The sequence below is a fragment of the Ruegeria sp. HKCCSP346 genome, assembly GCF_017872595.1.
Taxonomy (GTDB): domain Bacteria; phylum Pseudomonadota; class Alphaproteobacteria; order Rhodobacterales; family Rhodobacteraceae; genus Ruegeria.
The window spans coordinates 928,943-948,435 of the sequence record NZ_JAEDOT010000001.1 but is presented as its reverse complement, the minus strand read 5'-3'; the positions used below and the strand labels follow the sequence as shown (position 1 = coordinate 948,435).

Genomic DNA, 19,493 nt, shown 5'->3' with positions numbered 1-19,493 from the left:
AGACACCGCCGGGATGATCCCCGAAGAACGTCTTGAACAGATCACCCAGCGTTTCCAATACCTCGAAGCAGCCATGGCGGATGGCGCATCGGGCGGCGATATTGCGGCGTTGGCCAAGGAATATTCCGACCTCAAACCCGTGGTCGATCAGATCATGGCCTGGCGCCAGCTGGTGGCAGACCTGGCTGAGGCCGAGGCGATGCTGGCCGACCCGGATATGAAGGAGTTGGCCGAAGAAGAAATTCCGGACCTGCAATCGCGCATCCCCGAGGCGGAACACGCGCTGCAACTGGCGCTGCTGCCGAAGGATGCGGCGGATGCGCGTCCGGCGATGCTGGAAATTCGCCCGGGTACCGGCGGGGACGAGGCCGCTTTGTTCGCGGGCGATCTGTTGCGTATGTATCAACGCTATGCCGAAGCCCGCGGGTGGCAGTTCGAGATCATCGAAGAACAGGCTTCTGATTTGGGCGGGATCAAAGAGGTGGTGGCACATATCAAGGGTGACAACGTCTTTGCCCGGCTGAAATACGAATCCGGTGTGCACCGTGTGCAGCGCGTGCCCGAAACCGAAAGCGGCGGGCGCATCCACACCTCGGCGGCGACGGTGGCGGTACTGCCCGAGGCCGAGGATGTCGACATCCAGATAGACGCCAATGACATCCGTATCGACACGATGCGCAGTTCCGGCGCGGGCGGGCAGCACGTGAACACCACCGACTCGGCGGTGCGGATCACACATATTCCGACGGGCTTGGTGGTAACAAGTTCCGAGAAGTCCCAGCATCGCAACCGCGAGATCGCCATGCAGGTGCTGAAGACGCGGCTTTATGACCTCGAGCGGCAGCGGATCGACAGCGAACGTTCCGCCGACCGGGCCAGCCAGGTGGGATCAGGGGATCGTTCGGAACGCATTCGCACCTACAATTTCCCACAGGGGCGGATGACGGATCACCGGATTAACCTGACGCTCTATAAACTGGATCAGGTGATGCAGGGGGATCTGGACGAAGTGATTGACGCTCTGACGGCGGATGATCAGGCCCGGTTGCTGGCCGAGATGGCGCAATGACGGGCCTGCAAACAGCAGCGCAGGCCATGGTGGCCGCAACCGCGCGCTTGAGGGCCGCGGGCGTGGATGACCCGGCGCGGGATGCGCGCCTGTTGTTGGCCCATGCCGCACGGATAGAGGCCAGCCGAGTGACGCTGATTGCCCCGGAAGAGTTGCAGCCCGAGATCGCTGAACGCTATGACCAGTTGGTTTCTTTGCGTGCCATTCGGGTGCCGGTGTCTCATCTGCTGGGCGAACGCGAGTTCTATGGGCGCAGGTTTCGTGTCAGCTCCGATGTTCTGGATCCACGCCCCGAGACTGAAACCCTGATCGAGGCCGCGCTGAGCGAACCCTTCGACCATGTTTTGGACCTCGGGGTCGGGTCTGGCTGTATTCTGGTCACACTGCTTGCGGAACGAACCAGCGCTTCGGGTCTTGGGGTCGACCTGAGTGAAGCCGCCTGTCTTCAGGCCAGCGCCAATGCCGTGCTCCACCAGGTGCAGGGACGAGCCGAGATTGCGCAGTCAAACTGGTTTGAAGGCATTGAAGGCCGGTTTGACCTGATTGTTTCCAACCCGCCGTATATTTCCGTAACCGAAATGGAGGATCTGTCGCCCGAAGTGCGGGAGCACGAGCCGCGCATGGCGCTGACCGATGAAGGGGACGGGCTGGGCGCGTATCGGCAGATTGCGGCCTCGGCCCCGGATTTTCTGTTGCCAGGCGGGCGATTACTTGTGGAAATTGGCCCGAAACAGGCAAATCTGGTGTCTGCCTTGTTTGACGCGGCGGGTTTGGCGGATATTCGCGTAATCCCCGATCTGGACGGGCGTGACCGGGTTGTCGGCGCAAAGATGCCGGGTTGAAACTGGTGTCTGAGGCCAAAAAACGCTGCCCCGAGTAAAAAAGCGTGTGAAAATTCGAGATTCCTCTTGTCTGCACGGTCAGGACATGTTTACTCAGGATTAGTCGGCGAGGTTGACGCTGTTGCAGCGCACCCCTGACGCCAAGCCCAAAAAAGTCGACATCCCGTCACGGCAAACGCCTCAGAGCAGTGCAAAACACGGGTTGAGCGACAGCGCATTGATAAGGCTGACGTAAAGTAAAATGAGATCTTCCAAATCCCGCTCGCGGGCCAAGAACAACCGCAATCGTCCTTCCGGCGGTAACGTCGTAAACCGGGTATTTGACAGCTCGGGCCCTGAAGGCAAGGTGCGTGGCACGCCGCAGCAAATCATTGATAAGTACAATCAGCTGGCGCGTGACGCTCAACTGTCAAACGACCGCGTTGCGGCGGAAAACTTCCAGCAGCACGCAGAACATTATCTGCGCATGCTGAGTGAGGCGCAGCGCGAGATTGAAGCGCGCCGCGAAGAGCAGGAGCGCCAGAACCGCGAACGCCAGGCCGAGCGTGACCGTGAGCGCGCCGAGCGCCAGGAACGTGAAGCGGCCCGGCAGGCCGATCCTGCCGAAGCCCCGCAGCCGGACGTAATGGATTTCGCCGCACCGGACGCTGCTCCGGAAAGCGGTCTGGTCGAGACACCGGAAAGCAAGGGGGCCGAAGCCCCGGCGCCGGAAAAGAAGGAAAAGCCTGCGCGCAAGCCGCGGGCGCGCAAGCCCAAACCGGCGCCAGTGGCTGAAGATGCGCCCAAAACGGATGGCGACGCACCGGAAGCGGCTGAATAAAGCCGGCATCAGAAACCGCAAAGCCCCGAGGTCAAGCCTCGGGGCTTTTTTTGATCAGGGTGTCTGGATTTCGCGCGCCAAGGCACAGAACGCTTCAAGCGGAACCTGTTCGGCCCGTTCAGTGGGCTGGATACCTGCGGCCTGCAAGCGATCCTCGATATCCGGGGCAACGCCCTTGAGCGAGGCCCGCAGCATTTTGCGGCGTTGATTGAAGGCAGAGGCCACCACACGCGACAGGGTCGCGGCGTCAGCAGGATAGCGCGGTTCGGGCAGGGCGGTCAGGTGGACCACCGCGCTGGAGACTTTGGGCGGAGGGGTGAAGGCGCCGGGGGGAAGGGACATGGCGATGCGCGCCTCGGCCCGCCATTGGGCAAGGATGGCGAGGCGGCCATACGCCTTGCTACCGGGCTGGGCCACGATGCGTTCGGCCACTTCGCGTTGGAACATCAGCGTCAGGCTCTGCCAGAAGGGGGGCCATTCAGGGGGTGTCAGCCAGCGCACAAGCAGTTCGGTGCCGACGTTGTATGGAAGGTTGGCTGCGATGCGGATTGGCGGGGTCAGATGTTCCAGCGGGTTGATCTCGAGCGCGTCACCATTGATGACCTCCAGCCTTCCGGGATAGGCGGCGGCGATGTCGTTCAGGGCGGCGATGCAACGGGTATCTTTTTCCACCGCCACGACCTTGCGTGCGCCTTCGGACAGGAGCCCTCGGGTGAGGCCGCCAGGACCGGGGCCGATTTCCAGTACGTCGCAGTCTGCAAGATCGCCAGCCTGACGGGCGATTTTGGCGGTCAGGTTGAGGTCCAGCAGGAAGTTCTGACCCAAGGATTTGCGCGCCGAGAGTTGATGTGTGGCGATGACCTCGCGCAGAGGGGGGAGATTGTCGATTGCACTCATGATCCGATTACCGTGACGCAGGCCGCAGGGGCAGCGCCAGAAGTTTTTTGCCTCTGGCGGGGATATTTTCAGCCAGATGAAGGATCAAGAGCCTTGCGCCATGCGTTGGGCAAGCTTCAGAGCTTCGATCAGGCTGGTTGGATTGGCGATGCCTTTCCCGGCGATATCCAGTGCAGTGCCGTGATCTGGCGACGTGCGGATGAAGGGCAGGCCAAGGGTGACGTTCACACCCCGGTCGAAATCCAGTGTCTTGATCGGGATCAGGGCCTGATCATGATACATTGCGATCGCCGCGTCATAGCGGGCGCGGGCAGCGGCATGGAACAGTGTATCCGCAGGGTGCGGGCCCGTCAGGGTCGCATCTTCCGGGTTCAGATCGGCCAGCATTGGGGCGATCCAGTCAAGCTCCTCGCGGCCCATTTTGCCGCCTTCGCCGGCATGGGGGTTCAGGCCGGTTATGGCGATGCGGGGGTGTTGTATGCCGAACTGGTCGCGCAGACCGCGCGTGGTGATTTCGATCGTCTCGCGCAGCAGGTCCGGCGTCAGCGCGGCGGGAACCTGCGCCAGGGGAATGTGGATTGTCGCCGGGACAACCCGCAACTGGTCGCTGGCCAGCATCATGACAACCCGGCGGGTGCCCGACAGCGCGGCCAGAAACTCGGTATGGCCGGGATAGGTAAACCCGGCCCCGTCGATCAGGGCCTTCTTGTGAATGGGCGCGGTGCACAGAGCGGCCGCTGCCCCCTCTTTCACAAAGTCGACGCCGGTTTCGATGGCATCGATCACCGATGGGGCATTGGCCGGGTCTGGCTGACCGGGCATGTTCGCAGCAGGAAAGTTCAGTTGCAGCACGGGCAAGGCCTGATCACAGACTGCAACGGCATCCGAAGGGGTTTGGATTTTCGCAACGGGGGTGCCAGCAGGCAGGTGGCTGGCATCGCCGATAAAAAAAAACGGGCAGGTTTGGCGCAGCTCTACCCATGCTTTGGCCGCGATTTCAGGGCCGATCCCGGCCGGTTCACCGCAGCTGAGCGCGATCGGGCGTGTCATTCCTGAACAATGGTGGCGTCAGCCCGCAGCTGCTCTACCAGGCTGGACGCAAAGGCCTGTAGCCGCTGTTGCGCCAGTGCATTCGCGACATCCGCCCGCGAGGTGTTTTCGCCCAGGTTGCGGGTGCGGTTGCACAGCATCAGGAACACCAGCGTCTGCCCGTTGTTGCGGGTCAGGTTTGTTGACACTTCGAAGCGATCCAGCTTGGCCAGTTCCACGGCGAAATCGCGTGGTACTTCTGATGGGCTGGCTTCGATACGGTCCAGGACTTCGACGGGTTGATCCTTGGCGATTCCGTACAAGTCGTCGCAGGTGTCGATCTCCTCCCGCAGGGCGGCAGCCTGTGCCAGAGCCTCGGCGCTGCGGCCGCCCGGCAGGTAATAGGCCGCATAGTCAAGTTTGGAGATAGCCGGCGCAGCGGTCGCCACCTCGCGCAATCCGCGCAATTGAAACAGGGCGACGGCGTTTGGCAGGCTGATGGGATCGGTGATCTCACCGTTCTGGAGCCCAAGAATAACCGGTTGCAAGGCAGGAGGCAGGTTGGAGATATTCAGCCAGTCCAGACGTCCGCCTTCGTTGCGGGTGGCCGCTCCGGAATATTGCGCCGCTGCGGCTGAAAACGCTTCGATAGTTTCAAGTCGCGAAATCTCTTCCGCCAGCAACTCGGTCTGTGCAACGGTTTGCGGGTTCACCGGGATGATGATCTCGGACAGCAGGACCTGAAGGCCGCCGCCACCGGTTTGTCCCAGCGCGCGATCAATCTCGTCTTCGGTCGGACGGGCCTGCGACAGGTAGCGCGAGCTGATATAGTCGCGCCAGGCCAGCTGATCTGCAACATAATCACGGACAGTTTCCGGGTCGACGCCTGCCTCACCCAAAAGTTGCAGGAACTGTTCGGTGGACAATTGCCCGCGCGAGGCGAACTCGTCGATCCCCAGTTGTACGGCTTCCGGGGCAGCTTGCACGCCCGCTTCGCGCATGGCCTGCTTGCGCAATTTTTCTTCGATCAGGGCTTCCCTGACGTCAGCCTCATTGCCGCCGGGCAAACCCAAAACATTCAGGAATTGCAGGCGTTGTTCCAGCTCGTACCAGGTGACGATGTCCTGATTCACGCGGATCGCTGGCGAGAACAGGCTTTGGGCGCTGACCTGCGGCGCCGATAAAGCGAGGAAAACGGCGGCCAGTGCCGGCGTGACCGGTTTGTGCCAACCGGAACGGAGAAACCTGGAGAAACCTGATATCAACTGCATTTTCTCTTGTATGTGTTACCACCGCCTTCAAGGGCGTATCCTGTCAGCGATAGGGTAAAGCCGAATTCTGTCGAAGGCTCAATAGTGGATGTTGAAGTAAAGCGTCTGCTTACGGACATGTTAACCTGAACACATTCATTCTGGTATGTTACACCAAGCCCAAGCCGGATTGGCTCTGACTGGTTCAGATCATAGCGTGCCTCGGCATTTGTAAGCCAGTTCTGGTCGACCTGATAGCGGCCCAGAAGCCAGATTTCCGAAATTTCTTCCGCAATGTTTTCCGCCGGATCCGGTTCCTGCCAGATATAGCTTCCGGACAGGCCGGCAACTTCAGAAGCCCAGGCCCCGCGCAATTCAGCTTTGACGAAACTGAAATCGCTGTCGATCAGACCGCGCCCGCCGAGCGACCAACCGTTGGCCGTGGTGACTTGTCCCGCCACCAGCAAGTCGGACGTGGTGCCCTGCAACCCGGATGTCAGGGTGAAATTCGGGTCGGCATCCGCCCGAAACACCTGACCCACCGTTACGAGCGCCTGCTGTCCGTCTGCACCATAGCGCGCCCAGTTCAGGCCGATGACCCCGGTGGCACCGTCTTCGCGCTGATCTTCGGCAGGGAAACGGGACAGGGCCAGCAGGTTTCCCTGATCGAATTCCTGAAACGTGCTTTCATCATCTGGCGCATCAGTGTCCGAGACATGGGTCCATCCCAACTGCGCGATCGGTTCCAGAAGCTGAACCGCGCCGGTTTTTTCGCGACGGGTCATCGGATAGCGAAGCGTCAACGCCGCGCGCGGGGTCGAGCGGGTCACATTGCTGGGAAAATTGCTGTCATGGCGTATATTGAACGTATCCACCGATGCGCCCAGCGTCGCGTCCGCGCGCAGCCCCGATGCAAATGTCCAGCTTCGCAACCATTCGGCATCAACAGTTGCCCTTGCCATGTCACGGCCAACGATATCGGCGTCGCTGGTGCGTTCATGTGCGTGGCCGATAAAAGCCAGCCGAACCTCGCCGCCAAGCGCGCCCGGAAAGAATCGCTTTTCATAGTTCAGGTCGAAGACGCGGGATGGGATTTCGTCCTGATTTTCACTTTCACGCAGAGTTTTGTAATGGATCAGGCTTGTTTTGAATGCGGTGTCTCGTTTGATCCGTTCCAGCGCTATCTCGCTGCGCAAACGGTCCAGATCCGGCAGCCCGTAGTCAACCAGATAGGCGTCGTCCGAGGTGGTTTGCAGATCGAATGTCAGCCGGAAATCATTCTTCAGGTTGAACCAACCGCCGGCGAACAGATAACCGCGATCCTGATCGGGCTGGACGTCATCTCGGGTATAGGCCCCTTCAAGCTGAATGCGCCCATTCACGAACGCCTGGCGATACCGATATCCCAGCGTCGTGGTCTTGGCCGACAGATACGGCGTCAAGGTCAGATCCTTGTGGTCCCCCAGCTTGAAGAAATAGGGAACCTGTACCCCCGTTCCCAGTTGCGAGGTGCTGCGGATCGATGGCACCAGAAAGCCGGTTGCGCGCTCTAATGTCGGATCTGGCAAGCGCAGATAGGGGAAATAGAATACCGGATAATCAAGCACCCGAAGCTGCGCGCCCTCAAAGTACAATTGCCGTTCCAACTGGTCATGGGTGACCTTGCGGGCGCGGATCTGCCAAAGGGGTGGCTTACCGTTGGTGCAGACATGGCAGGAAGTGGCCGAGACCTTGCTGAATTGCGTATAGCGACCTGCGGCCCGTTTCGCCTGAACCGAGGCAATCTGGATCTGCTGATCGAAAACCATCCGGGCACCGATCAACAGACCGTTCTGGATGCCGCTGTCCAGCTGTCCGGAATCGGCCAGAAGGGTCGACTGCCCCCCCTGATCAATGCGAATGGGCCCCTCCAGAGTCAGCTCACCCGTTTCCCGGTCATAGGTGACACGTTGGGCCGACAGCTTGGTATCGCCCTGAAAGGCTTCGACATTGCCTTCGGCCACCAGTTTTCTGTCGGGTGTGATAAAGACCTTGTCGGCAACCAGAAGGGCGGGTTCGGCCTGTGACTGCGCAGCTTGCGGGTCAGGCTCAGCCGAGGTGGTTTGCGCCGCCAGAACCGTCGGTGCCGACAAAGCGATTGCGCTGGTCAGCAGCAGGGAAATCATGTTCCGCATCAGCCGTCCTCCGCGTGAAGAAGCAGACCCAGGGACAGCAGGATGGCGGCGAAGGGCGGCGCCCAGGCCGCGATATAGATGGGCAATTGTCCGTTTTCCCCGAGGATTTGCGCAAAATTGCGGACGAAATAGATGGCAAAGCCAAGCAGTACGGCCGTCAGAACGGCAATTCCGGTACCGCCGAACCGAACGTGACGCATGGTGAACGCAGCCCCGATCAACACCATCGAAACCAGAAAGAACGGCCTGGCCAGTTGCACCTGCAACCAGACTTCATATTGCTTGGTCGAAAACCCGGCTTCACGCAGATCCTTGATCAGTTGCGGCAGGTCAAAAACCGACACTGAATCCTGTTGCCCCAGCGTGTCCAGAATCCGCTGCCGGGTCAGCGAGGTTGGCAACTCCAGCCGTTCATGTTCCACCGAGCTGGTTTCGGGGTTCTGCCCATTCTGCAAATTCCAGATCTTGGCCCGGGACAAGACCCAGTTTTCGTCTTCCAGCACGGCCCTGTCGGCGACGATCTGCTGGGTGGGTTTGCCGTCGCGCGCGAAGGTGATGATGGTCACGCCGTCCAGGCCAAGAGCATCCCCGTTCGAGGTGCCCCGGGCGTGGATGACGGCCTGACCGTTTTCCGCCGACTGACGCAGCCAAAGGCCTTCGCTGCTGATCGAAAGCGCTGAACTGCCGTTGTTGCGATAGGAATCAGACAGGCGTTGGAATTCCTGGGATGTGGCCGCCGCGATGGGGTTCAGCAATGCCACTGCAAGCGCACCGATGATCAGGGCCAGAGCCGCTGGCGCGACCAGTGCGCGGATACCCGAGCGACCCGTGGCGCGGGTCACCACGAGTTCAGAGGTCCGTGCCAGCCCGACGAACAAGGCAATGGTGGACAGAATGACCAGCAGGGGCAGCATTTCACTGATGGCGGCCGGTGTGTTCAGAAGCGTCAGGTGCAGCAATTGGCCGAAGGACAGGTCGACTTGGTCAAATCGGCGGATCTGTTCGATCAGATCGATGAGAATCATCAAGGTCAGAAAAATACCGCCGATGACCAGAAAGCTCTGTAGAAAGCGGCGGGCGAAATAGCGGTCGAGGATCACAAGACTGCCCCCGCCAAGCCTTTTGCGCCGGAAAACGGGCCGAAATCGCGCATGCATGTCTTCCTGCGCGACGGCGTATGCCTGCCCTCTCGTGTCACGTCTTTCTCCCCCGAGCCTGCCGGTTATTTTTGCGGGACCTTACTGCAATTGAAACGCGGGGAAAACTGCTATCTGGTCAAGTCGGGCGGCGCGGGCTAGGTCTTGGGGAACAGAATTCGAGGAGTTTGCAATGAGCAGTCTGATACCGGTCCGCTTTCAGGAGTTTGACTTGGATGCGATGGCGCAGGCCGAAGGGCGGGTGGCCATCATCATTTCGTCGGACGGAAAAATGAACCCTGCGGCGCGCCGGGCCAATCGCCTGACGAAAGGCGCTGTGGCGCGGCTTGTCGAAAGTGAGAAATTCGGAAAGTCCAAGACCGGCGATGTTATCTCGATGGCCTGGCCGGCTGGGATGGCGGCCGAAGCGCTGGACGTCGTGGTGCTGCCGCGCCGCCCGGAAGCCGATGAGGCCCGCAAGGCTGGTGCCGCGTTGGTCAAATCAGCGGGTGGCAAGGACATGCTGGTGATGGTCGGCAATCAGGCGCAGACCGAAAACCTGGCCCTTGGCATGGTGCTGCGCAGTTATGATTTCAACGCGCACAAAACCAAGGACAGCGAAGGCAGCGGTTCGATTACGATAGGACATTCGAAACCCAAGGAAGCCGAAGCAGAGTTTGCACCGCTATACGCGATTGCCGACGGTGTGCGGATGACGCGTGATCTGACCAACGAACCTGCAAATGTTCTGACGACCACAGAATTTGCCGATCGTCTTGTCGAGATGCAGGAGCTGGGCCTGGAAGTCGAAGTTCTGGAAGAGGACAAGCTGGCTGAACTGGGCATGCGCACTTTGTTGAGCGTCGGGCAGGGCTCTGCCAGCCCGTCCAAAGTCGTCGTGATGCATTGGAATGGTGGCGACAAGGACGATGCGCCTTTGGCTCTGGTGGGCAAGGGCGTGGTTTTTGACACTGGTGGCATTTCGCTGAAACCGGCCGGTGGCATGGAAGACATGACCATGGACATGGGCGGCGCGGGCGTTGTCGCGGGCACGATGCGTGCGCTGGCCAAGCGCAAGGCCAAGGCCAATGTGGTGGGCCTTGTCGGGCTGGTCGAGAACATGCCTTCGGGCAATGCCACCCGTCCGGGCGATGTGGTCAAGTCGATGAAAGGCGACACGGTCGAGATCATCAACACCGATGCCGAAGGCCGTTTGGTTCTGTGCGACGTGATGTGGTACGCGCAGGAGCGGTTCAATCCGGTGGGCATGATCGATCTGGCCACCCTGACCGGAGCGATCATCATCGGGCTGGGTCATGAGAATGCAGGTGTGTTTTCCAACAATGACACATTCTGTGACGCCTTCCTGAAATCGGCCCGGGCCGAGGATGAAGGCGCGTGGCGGATGCCGTTGGGCGATGCCTATGACAAGCTGCTCAAATCGCGCATCGCCGACATGAAAAACGTCGGTGGCCGTCCGGCGGGCTCGATCACGGCGGCGCAGTTTCTGCAACGTTTCGTGAAAGAGGATACACCCTGGATCCATCTGGATATCGCGGGTGTGGCCTCGGTGGCGTCCGAGACATCTTATGCGCCCAAAGGTGCTACGGGCTGGGGTGTGCGCGCGCTGAGCCGGTTCGTGCAGGACAATTTCGAGTAAGCGAATGGGTGCTGTCTATTTCTACCATCTGACCCGCCAGCCGCTGGAGCACACCTTGCCTGTGCTGCTGGACAAGGCGCGACAGGCCGGGTGGAAGATTGCCGTGCGGGGCACCGATCCCGCACGGATGGACTGGCTGGATGAAAAGCTGTGGCTGGGCCCCGAGGACGGGTTCCTGCCGCATGGTCGCGAAGGCGGCCCGCATGACGCCGAGCAGCCGATCCTTCTGACCACCAGCGCCGAGGCCCCCAACGGCGCGGTGTGTGTCATGGCGGTGGACGGCGCGTCGATCGAACCCGAAGAAGTGTCGGCTCTGGAGCGGGTTTGCATTCTGTTCGACGGCAATGACGACATGGCCGTGCAGCACGCGCGCGGGCAGTGGAAGGCGCTGACCGGCGCCGGATGCGCCGCGCAATACTGGTCGGAGGAGTCCGGGCGGTGGGAAAAGAAGGCCGAAGCCTGACGGGCTGTGCCATTTATCAGGAGATTTGAGGATGCAGATGAAGCCTCTGGGCCGCACCGGGATTGTCGTGAGCGATCTTTGCCTCGGGACGATGACGTTCGGGACGCAGACCTCGGAATCGGATGCGCACCGGCAGATGGACATGGCGCTGGACGCGGGGATCAACTTTGTGGATGCCGCCGAGATGTATCCGGTGAATCCTGTCGCCAAAGAGACAATTGGTCGTACCGAAGAAATTCTTGGAAACTGGAACGCCGCAAATTCGTCGCGCCGGGCGGATTTCGTATTGGCGACCAAGCATTCAGGTGAGGGGTTGTCATATGTTCGCGACGGTGCGCCGATCACGGCCAAGACCATTCCTGAGGCCATCGAAGGGTCTTTGCGGCGTTTGCAGACGGATTACATCGATCTCTACCAATTCCACTGGCCCAATCGCGGCAGCTATATGTTCCGTCAAAACTGGGATTATGCTCCTTCGGGCCACAATACTGCGGACGTTCTGGAAAATATGCAGGAGTGTCTGGGGGCCTTGCAGGTTCAGGTGGACAAAGGCAACATCTGCGCTTTTGGTCTGTCGAATGAAAGCGCATGGGGTACGGCGCAGTGGCTGAGACTGGCCGAACAGACGGGCACACCGCGAGCGGCGTCCGTGCAGAATGAGTATTCGTTGCTGTGCCGTCTGTTCGATACCGACATGGCCGAGCTGAGCGTACATGAAGATGTCGGCCTGATGGCGTTTTCACCCCTGGGCACCGGGCTGCTGACCGGGAAATATCAGGGCGGGGCCGTGCCGGACGGCTCTCGTATGTCGCTTTCGCCTCAATTGGGCGGGCGCAAGTCTGACCGGGTTTTTGATGCGGTCGCGGCCTATATGGATGTTGCCGCGCGACATGGCCTGAATCCGACCCATATGGCGCTGGCCTGGTGCCGCTCGCGACCATTCATGATGTCGGCGATTTTTGGCGCGACCACGGTCGCGCAGCTTGAACACGTATTGGCCGGTGCGGATTTGACGTTGTCAAACGAGGTGCTGGCCGAGTTGGACGCTGTCCACAAGGCGCACCCGATGCCGTACTGAGGCGAGGGGGCTCTGCCCCCGGCACGCTGCGCGTGCCTCCCCCGGGATATTTCTGGCCAGATGAAGTTGGATCCGGTCAGTGGTGGGTGGGGTGCGCGCGCTCTTGCCTGAGGTCGCGTGCCGATTGACCGTGGGCGGTGCGGAAAGCGCGGGCAAAGCTGGATTGCGAGGAAAAACCGGTGGCCAGCGCGACATCCATCAGTGGAAGGTCGGTGTCGGTGACCAGACGGCGGGCCTCGGCCAGGCGCAGTTGCAGATAGTGATCCTGCGGCGTGGTGTTCAGGCGAAGGCGGAACTGTTGTTGCAGGGTGCGCGGGCTGGTGCCCAGCTGGTCAGCGATATGGGCCAGTGGCAGGGGGTCATCCAGGGATGCCTGCATCAGCGAATTCGCCTTTGACGTCAGCGCGGTGTGGCGGTGTGGTACGCCGGTGCGGCTTTGCGGTGTGCCCGGGTCCGGCGCGCCATCATAGAGGAACAGGCCCGAGACACGGGATGCGAAACCCGCGCCATGACGGGCGGCGATGATGTGCAGCATCATCTCGACAGCGGGAATCGCGCCGCCAGAGGTCAGGCGACCGTCCGAGACAGTAAAGCGGTCGGGGCGCACGTCGACGTCGGGGAAGCGGGAAGCGAAATTTTGCAGGTCTTCCCAGTGGGTCGTCGCAGGGTGACCGTCCAGCAGCCCAGCCTCGGCCAGCAGCCAGGGGCCGCCGTCAATCCCGGCCATCGTCGCCCCGGTACCGGCAATGCGGCGCAGCCCGGCCAGCAGGCTGGGAGTGGCGTGGCGGGCCAGTTGGAAGCCCGCGACGACAATCATAAGGTCGCAGCCTTGCAGGCGAGAGAGCGGGATGCCGGGCACTTGCAGGGCGCTTGTCAGCATCGCGGGTTCGGCTGTGGCGGTCACATAATCCCAGTCAAAGGCGGGCCGGTCCGCCAGACGGTTGGCAGCGCGCATCGGATCGACCGCCGAGGCGAAGCTGAGCGTGTTGCATTCATCCAGCACCAGAACGGCGGTTTTCAGGGCCCGATGTTCGGGTTGCAGTATGTTTTTTGCGGATTGCATCAAGTTCGATTCGCATTCTGCCAAGTGGTTTTCCCAAAGCTGCGCCAGAGTCGGGGCAGAACGCAAATCGGAATCCGGGGAGAAGCCTGGGGAAAACCCAAGGCAAAACCGGGTATAACTTGGGGAAAACGCCATGCCTCTGGAAATGAACCGCGAAGTCTTCATCACCTGCGCCGTGACCGGCTCGGGCGGGACACAGGATCGCAGCCCTCATGTACCGCGTTCACCGAAGCAAATTGCCGACAGTGCGATTGCCGCCGCGAAGGCGGGTGCGGCCGTGGTGCACTGCCATGTGCGCGACCCCGAAACAGGCGCCCCGTCGCGCGATCTGGCGCTGTATCGTGAGGTGACCGATCGGATTCGGGATGCCGAGGTGGACGCAGTGCTGAACCTTACGGCTGGCATGGGCGGAGACATGGTGTTCGGCGGCATCGAAAACCCGCTGCCACTGGCCCAGGCAGGAACAGATCTGGTTGGCGCGACCGAGCGTGTGGCGCATGTGGCCGAATGTCTGCCCGAAATCTGCACGCTGGATTGCGGCACGATGAACTTTGCCGAGGCGGATTACGTCATGACCAACACGCCCGGCGCGTTGCGGGCTATGGGGCAGATGATGACCGATATGGGCGTGAAACCCGAGATCGAGGCCTTTGACACCGGCCATCTGTGGTTTGCCAAGCAACTGGTGAAAGAGGGAATTCTGGAACCCAACGCCCTGGTTCAACTGTGCATGGGCGTGCCGTGGGGCGCGCCGGATGATCTGAACACCTTCATGGCGATGGTAAACAACGTGCCCGATGACTGGACCTTCAGCGCGTTCTCGCTGGGGCGGCATCAGATGGCCTATGTGGCGGCCTCGGTGCTGGCGGGCGGCAATGTGCGCGTGGGGCTCGAGGACAACCTGTGGCTGGACAAGGGTGTGCTGGCCGAAAACTGGCAACTGGTCGAACGCGCAGGCACCATCATCGAGAACATGGGCGCGCGGGTGATCGGGCCGCAGGAAGTGCGTGAGAAGCTGGGGCTGGTCAAACGGGCGCCCAAAGGTTGACCTGTTTGCGTCCCTTGCCATGACCGGTAAGTGCAGGGGTGCCAGCAAAAGGAAGTGAGCAATGCGATCGGTGCTTGTAATCTGCGCGACGGTTCTGGCCGTATATCTGCCCCGGGTCGGGGTGGCACAGACCGCGGAAGACCCTTTGGCCCGCAAGGACTGCGAAGCCAAAGGGGGAAGCTATGAGATGGGCGGGCGGATACGGCAGTTTATCTGCTTTGAACCTTTGCCCGACGCTGGAAGCTCCTGTGAAAAAGCCTCTGACTGCGCAGGGTTCTGCCTGTCGGACACCAAACAATGCAGCGCGGTGACACCGCAATTCGGATGCATTCCGCATCTGGATGAGGCGGGGCGCGCGCAGGTAATCTGTATCGATTAGAGGACAGCATGACAAAGACGGCAGCAATTATCGGGGGCGGTGTCATCGGCGGCGGATGGGCCGCACGGTTCCTGCTCAATGGCTGGGACGTTCGGGTGTTCGACCCGGACCCTGAAGCAGAACGCAAAATAGGCGAAGTGCTGGACAATGCGCGGCGATCCCTGCCGGGGCTGAGTGACGTTCCATTACCGGCCGAGGGCGCGCTGAGCTTTCATGGCGACATGGCCGACGCCGTACAGGGCGCGACGTGGATCCAGGAAAGCGTGCCAGAGCGGCTGGACTTGAAGCTGAAGGTTTACAAGGGCTTGCAAGAGGACTGTGATCCAGATGCGATCATCGGGTCATCGACCAGCGGGTTCAAACCATCCGAGCTTCAGGACGGTGCTTTGCGGCCCGAACAGATCGTCGTGACGCACCCGTTCAACCCAGTCTATCTGCTGCCGCTGATCGAGCTGGTGCCGACCGACAAAAACCCACCGGAGATGATTGAACGGGCCAGGGAATTGCTGACCTCGGTTGGTTTCTTTCCGCTGCATGTCAAGAAAGAGATCGACGCGCATATCGCCGACCGCTTTCTGGAAGCCGTCTGGCGCGAGGCGCTCTGGCTGGTCAAGGATGGCATTGCCACCACCGAAGAAATCGACGAGGCGATCCGAATGGGCTTTGGCATCCGCTGGGCACAGATGGGATTGTTCGAAACCTACCGCGTGGCCGGAGGTGAAGCGGGAATGCGGCACTTCATGGCTCAGTTCGGGCCAGCCTTGAAATGGCCCTGGACCAAACTGATGGACGTGCCGGAATTCACCGATGAACTGGTCGACCTGATCGCCGATCAGTCAGACGCGCAATCCGGAATGCATTCAATCCGGGAACTGGAACGCATTCGCGACAACAATCTTGTTGGCATGATGCGGGCCCTCAAGGCGCAGAATTATGGTGCGGGGGCGGTGCTGAACCAGCATGATGCGCTGTTGAAACCGGGTGCCCTGCCGTCGCTGGATCAGGCGGATCTGAGCCAGCCGATCCTGACCCTGTCCCGCGCCGTTCCATTGGACTGGACGGATTACAACGGCCACATGAACGAAGCCAAGTATCTGGAAGCCTTTGCGGCCGCCACGGACCGTTTCATGGAGATCATCGGTTGCGATATGGAGTATATCGCGTCGGGTGGCAGCTATTTCACTGCCGAGAACCACATCCGTTACATCGACGAGGTCCATGCAGGGGCGAAGATCGACGTGCGCACGCAGATGCTGTTGGGGCAGGGCAAGAAGCTGCATGTCTTTCACAGCATGTATGAAGGCGACAAGCTGTTGGCCACGGGCGAGAGCTTTCTGCTGCACGTCAGCCTTGAAACCCGCCGTCCCAGCCCGCCGTCGCCCAGGATCGAAGCCGCGATGGCGCGGATTGCCGAGGCACAGGCCGGTTTGCCTTACCCTGAAGGGGCGGGTGCCGCCATTCGGACGCCATCGTGACCCGGCGCGTATTGGTAACAGCCGGGGCATCGGGTGTCGGTCGAGCCTTGGCCGCGGCGTTTGACGCCGCCGGTTATGATGTCTGGGTGACGGATATTGACCAGTCAGCCCTGGATATCTTGCCCGACCATTGGGTGGCGCACAGGGCTGATGTGACAAATGAGGCCGACATGAGAGCGGTGTTTCAGGCTGTCGGGGCCGCAGGCGGGTTGGATGTTCTGTGCGCAAATGCCGGAATCGCCGGGCCGACCAGCGCGATCGAGGATATCGATCTGGATGCATGGCGCGCCTGCGTCGCGGTCAATCTGGACGGGGCCTTTTTGGCCGCCAAGCACGCAGCCCCTATGATGAAGTCGGCGCGGGCGGGCAGCATCATTCTGACCTCTTCGACCGCCGGTCAGTACGGCTATCCGTTCCGAGCGCCTTATGCCTCGGCCAAATGGGCGGTCATAGGGTTGATGAAAACGCTGGCGATGGAACTTGGGCCGCTGGGCATTCGCGCAAACGCCATATGCCCGGGTGCCGTGGAGGGCCCGCGCATGGAAGGTGTCTTGGCCCGAGAGGCAGCCGCCAAAGGCATGACCCGCGATGAGGTCTATCAGGGCTATGCCTCGGGCACCTCTATGGGGCGCTTCGTGGAAGCGCAGGATATCGCCCATATGGCCGTCTTTCTGGCTTCGGACGCAGCGCGGCTGGTGTCTGGGCAGGTGATTGCGGTGGATGGGCACACGGTCAATCCCGACCCAAAACTGTAGGTCAGCCCTGATTTGGTCCTCGGATCTGGCGGATGGTCTGACGGACCGCCTGCCAATCCTGCGCCTCTTTCTGGTTTCCGGCGGCTTCGCATTCACGCATTTTCTGCGCGGCTTCCGCCTCGGCCCGGTCTCCGTGCGCGGCATACAGCGCGCGCGCGTATTGAGCGGTTTGAATTGCGTCCATTCCTGTGGTCCTCCGTTTGTGATCGGAATGCCCGTTGGTTCGCGCCAAGGGACGATAGCACAGGTTTTGCGCCGCTGCATCAATTCTTGCCGGATACAGCCGTTCTGAGTTGTCGCAAGTGGTCCGGGAAATCGCGGGCGGCCACATCGGCCTCGCGCACAAGTGTGTCGAAGTGCCGTGAAAACGTCTCGATCCGGTCCCGGTCTCGGAATGCCATATAGTGACTGCCTGCATAAAAAACGCACAGCAGCGGCCCGAAAATCGTTACAGGGGCTGAATAAAGCCGTTTGGCATCGAACAGATAGACACGCATTCGGGGATAAAGCTGTTCACACAGCTCCAGCAGATGATCGATCTGCTCCTGACGAATTTCCGGGCAAAGGCCATGGTAATATCCCGTGCCGCTTGCAAAGCTTTCAATCTCGAACAATGGCATTGCAATTTCGTAATCAGACTGCGCACTGCGCATCCAGGCCAACCTGTCTTCGGACGCACCGATGGCCTGATCCGCCGTGCGCCCCAGATGGGGGGCATATTCCCACTCCAGCACCGCGCGCGTCTTGAGCATGTCGGGCAGGGTGGCCGGAACATAGCGGATCTTGTACCCGGCGGCTTCTTTGTGCCAGTCGAAAATCCGCTCATCGACCAGGGCGCGGGGCGCTTCGGTAATGGACAGGGAACTGGCCAGAATCTCTGCCGCGCTTTCCGGCCTGTCGGACAGGCCCAGCAACCAGTCGGCCGAAACGCCCAGTGCCGCGGCGCAGCCACCCACAACATGCGCATTGGGAAGACGCGCGCCATGATCGGTCAACAACTGAGATACGGTTGATCGGTCCACGCCGATATGGCGCGCAAGCGCGCTTTGGCTGACGTGACGGTCCTCCATCGCGCGGGCAAGGCGTAGGCGGAATTGAGCGGCGCGATCGCGTTTGTCGATATTTTCCTGCATAAGGTGAAAAATATCACAAGTGATGAGTTTTGTTAATCATATACAGAATTTTCAGCACGCGCATTGAACGGTAACCCCTTTGTAAAAGCAAAAAGAATGGGGTTCGAAATGGAAACGCGGCGAAGATCTGTCGTGAAAGCAATCGTGTGGAATGTCATGGGGCTGGCGACCATGACGCTGGTGGGCCTGATCGCCACAGGCTCGGCCGCCGTCGGCGGGGCATTGGCGCTGGTGAATACCGCCATCGGCCTGACGCTTTACATTGTCTATGAAAGAATTTGGGCCGGAGTTTCGTGGGGGCGCAATGGCTGAGCCCTCGACACCCAAGTCGCCCGAATGGGGTACATTTGCCCTGATCGTCGGCTGCTATGCCGCATGGCTGGTCGGGCTGTTCTGGTTGGCGGATGTTTCGCTGTGGTTGACAGCGCTGGTTTTGGGCTTTGTTGCCGCCCTGCATTCGTCTTTGACACACGAAGCCCTGCATGGGCACCCGTTCCGAGCCAAATGGCTGAATGAGGCGCTGATGGCGCTGCCGCTGACCTTGGCCATTCCGTATAACCGTTTTCGCGATCTGCATTTGGCGCATCATCAGGATGCCACTTTGACCGACCCGTATGACGACCCCGAATCCAACTATCTGGATCCCAAGGTTTGGGCGGACCTGCCGCGCGGCGTGCAGGCTGTGCTGGCCCTGAACAACACGCTTCTGGGGCGGATGGTTCTGGGTCCGGCCATTGGGCAGGTGCTGTTTCTGCGCGACGAATGGCGGGGGCTGCGGCGCGGCGACAGGGCGATCCTGCTGGCCTGGGCTTTGCATATCCCCGGCGCGGTTGCGGTGCTGTGGATCGTTGCACAATCGGCCATGCCGATCTGGGCCTATCTGATTTCGGCCTATATCGGGTTGGCGTTGCTGAAGATCCGCACGTTTCTGGAACACCGCGCGCACGAGAAGTCCCGCGCGCGGACCGTTATTATCGAAGACAGCGGGCCGTTGGCGTTTCTGTTTCTGAACAACAACCTGCATGTTGTACATCATATGAATCCCGCCGCGCCATGGTATCGGCTGCCGTCGTTGTATCGGGATGGCAAAGACAGGTATCTGGCCTGCAATGAGGCGTATGTTTACCGCTCCTATGCACAGATTTTCCGGCAGTATCTGCTACGCGCCAAGGACCCGGTGCCGCATCCGCTCTGGCCAAAGTCTTGATTTGGCGACACAACA

At 60.7% G+C, this 19,493-nt stretch carries 20 protein-coding genes; 12 read left to right on the top strand and 8 right to left on the bottom strand.

The genetic code is table 11. The features are described 5' to 3' along the window. The first annotated feature begins 13 nt into the window (after positions 1-13). The 3 genes from prfA to I9185_RS04700 all read left to right on the top strand — a co-directional run bounded on the left by prfA (position 14) and on the right by I9185_RS04700 (position 2,731). On the top strand, positions 14-1,069 hold the full coding sequence (prfA, locus tag I9185_RS04710; protein WP_210092800.1) for a peptide chain release factor 1: 1,056 nt from the start codon (positions 14-16) through the stop codon (positions 1,067-1,069). Continuing rightward, positions 1,066-1,911: a peptide chain release factor N(5)-glutamine methyltransferase gene (gene prmC / locus I9185_RS04705; protein ID WP_209832881.1), complete on the top strand. Its 846-nt coding sequence runs from the start codon at positions 1,066-1,068 to the stop codon at positions 1,909-1,911. The genes prfA and prmC overlap by 4 nt, the downstream gene beginning before the upstream one ends. A 241-nt stretch (positions 1,912-2,152) precedes the next feature. Further along, on the top strand, positions 2,153-2,731 hold the full coding sequence (locus I9185_RS04700) for a DUF4167 domain-containing protein (protein ID WP_171631977.1): 579 nt from the start codon (positions 2,153-2,155) through the stop codon (positions 2,729-2,731). Positions 2,732-2,785: 54 nt separating this feature from the next. On the opposite strand, the gene rsmA is transcribed toward I9185_RS04700, so the two are convergent. The 5 genes from rsmA to lptG all read right to left on the bottom strand — a co-directional run bounded on the left by rsmA (position 2,786) and on the right by lptG (position 9,181). After that, complete coding sequence (gene rsmA, locus I9185_RS04695) at positions 2,786-3,628, bottom strand: 16S rRNA (adenine(1518)-N(6)/adenine(1519)-N(6))-dimethyltransferase RsmA (RefSeq protein WP_209832883.1); 843 nt, start codon at positions 3,626-3,628, stop codon at positions 2,786-2,788. Between the two features lie 84 nt (positions 3,629-3,712). Beyond that, on the bottom strand, positions 3,713-4,678 hold the full coding sequence (gene pdxA / locus I9185_RS04690; protein ID WP_210092457.1) for a 4-hydroxythreonine-4-phosphate dehydrogenase PdxA: 966 nt from the start codon (positions 4,676-4,678) through the stop codon (positions 3,713-3,715). Beyond that, complete coding sequence (locus I9185_RS04685) at positions 4,675-5,928, bottom strand: peptidylprolyl isomerase (RefSeq protein ID WP_171631986.1); 1,254 nt, start codon at positions 5,926-5,928, stop codon at positions 4,675-4,677. Before I9185_RS04685 ends, pdxA begins: the two co-directional genes overlap by 4 nt. Beyond that, positions 5,919-8,081, bottom strand: coding sequence for an LPS assembly protein LptD (gene lptD, locus I9185_RS04680; protein ID WP_210092456.1), 2,163 nt, complete (start codon positions 8,079-8,081; stop codon positions 5,919-5,921). Before lptD ends, I9185_RS04685 begins: the two co-directional genes overlap by 10 nt. Beyond that, complete coding sequence (gene lptG / locus I9185_RS04675; protein WP_171723637.1) at positions 8,081-9,181, bottom strand: LPS export ABC transporter permease LptG; 1,101 nt, start codon at positions 9,179-9,181, stop codon at positions 8,081-8,083. Before lptG ends, lptD begins: the two co-directional genes overlap by 1 nt. Before the next feature lie 229 nt (positions 9,182-9,410). Here lptG and I9185_RS04670 point away from each other — a divergent pair, with 229 nt between their 5' ends. Genes I9185_RS04670 through I9185_RS04660 form a run of 3 tightly spaced genes read left to right on the top strand, consistent with a single transcriptional unit; the run spans position 9,411 to position 12,418 of the window. Beyond that, a complete protein-coding gene (locus I9185_RS04670; protein ID WP_210092455.1) occupies positions 9,411-10,877 on the top strand; it encodes a leucyl aminopeptidase in 1,467 nt (488 codons plus the stop codon). 4 nt (positions 10,878-10,881) lie between these two features. Continuing rightward, positions 10,882-11,340: a DNA polymerase III subunit chi gene (locus tag I9185_RS04665; protein ID WP_171631992.1), complete on the top strand. Its 459-nt coding sequence runs from the start codon at positions 10,882-10,884 to the stop codon at positions 11,338-11,340. A gap of 31 nt (positions 11,341-11,371) precedes the next feature. Continuing rightward, positions 11,372-12,418: an aldo/keto reductase gene (locus I9185_RS04660; RefSeq protein ID WP_210092454.1), complete on the top strand. Its 1,047-nt coding sequence runs from the start codon at positions 11,372-11,374 to the stop codon at positions 12,416-12,418. A gap of 76 nt (positions 12,419-12,494) precedes the next feature. Here I9185_RS04660 and I9185_RS04655 read toward each other — a convergent pair whose 3' ends face one another. Then, positions 12,495-13,481, bottom strand: coding sequence for a GlxA family transcriptional regulator (locus tag I9185_RS04655; RefSeq protein ID WP_171723141.1), 987 nt, complete (start codon positions 13,479-13,481; stop codon positions 12,495-12,497). Positions 13,482-13,614: 133 nt separating this feature from the next. Between I9185_RS04655 and I9185_RS04650 the strand changes: the two genes are divergently transcribed. The 4 genes from I9185_RS04650 to I9185_RS04635 all read left to right on the top strand — a co-directional run bounded on the left by I9185_RS04650 (position 13,615) and on the right by I9185_RS04635 (position 17,138). Next, on the top strand, positions 13,615-14,529 hold the full coding sequence (locus I9185_RS04650) for a 3-keto-5-aminohexanoate cleavage protein (protein WP_210092453.1): 915 nt from the start codon (positions 13,615-13,617) through the stop codon (positions 14,527-14,529). Positions 14,530-14,590: 61 nt separating this feature from the next. Continuing rightward, positions 14,591-14,908: a hypothetical protein gene (locus I9185_RS04645; RefSeq protein ID WP_210092452.1), complete on the top strand. Its 318-nt coding sequence runs from the start codon at positions 14,591-14,593 to the stop codon at positions 14,906-14,908. Between the two features lie 8 nt (positions 14,909-14,916). After that, the gene (locus I9185_RS04640; RefSeq protein WP_171632005.1) at positions 14,917-16,383 is read left to right on the top strand and encodes a carnitine 3-dehydrogenase; all 1,467 of its coding nucleotides are present in this window, start codon (positions 14,917-14,919) and stop codon (positions 16,381-16,383) included. Then, the gene (locus I9185_RS04635; protein WP_210092451.1) at positions 16,380-17,138 is read left to right on the top strand and encodes an SDR family oxidoreductase; all 759 of its coding nucleotides are present in this window, start codon (positions 16,380-16,382) and stop codon (positions 17,136-17,138) included. Before I9185_RS04640 ends, I9185_RS04635 begins: the two co-directional genes overlap by 4 nt. A gap of 1 nt (position 17,139) precedes the next feature. Here the strand turns inward: I9185_RS04635 and I9185_RS04630 are convergent, their stop codons facing one another. Then, positions 17,140-17,322, bottom strand: coding sequence for a hypothetical protein (locus I9185_RS04630; RefSeq protein WP_117868740.1), 183 nt, complete (start codon positions 17,320-17,322; stop codon positions 17,140-17,142). 79 nt (positions 17,323-17,401) lie between these two features. Next, positions 17,402-18,271 carry a helix-turn-helix transcriptional regulator gene (locus I9185_RS04625; RefSeq protein ID WP_171632011.1) on the bottom strand — a complete coding sequence of 290 codons (870 nt, stop codon included), beginning with the start codon at positions 18,269-18,271 and terminating at the stop codon, positions 17,402-17,404. Between the two features lie 108 nt (positions 18,272-18,379). Here I9185_RS04625 and I9185_RS04620 point away from each other — a divergent pair, with 108 nt between their 5' ends. After that, positions 18,380-18,583: a DUF2061 domain-containing protein gene (locus tag I9185_RS04620; RefSeq protein ID WP_171167827.1), complete on the top strand. Its 204-nt coding sequence runs from the start codon at positions 18,380-18,382 to the stop codon at positions 18,581-18,583. After that, positions 18,576-19,478, top strand: a complete 903-nt coding sequence (locus I9185_RS04615; RefSeq protein WP_210092450.1) for a fatty acid desaturase — start codon at positions 18,576-18,578, stop codon at positions 19,476-19,478. Before I9185_RS04620 ends, I9185_RS04615 begins: the two co-directional genes overlap by 8 nt. The last annotated feature ends 15 nt before the right edge of the window (positions 19,479-19,493 follow it).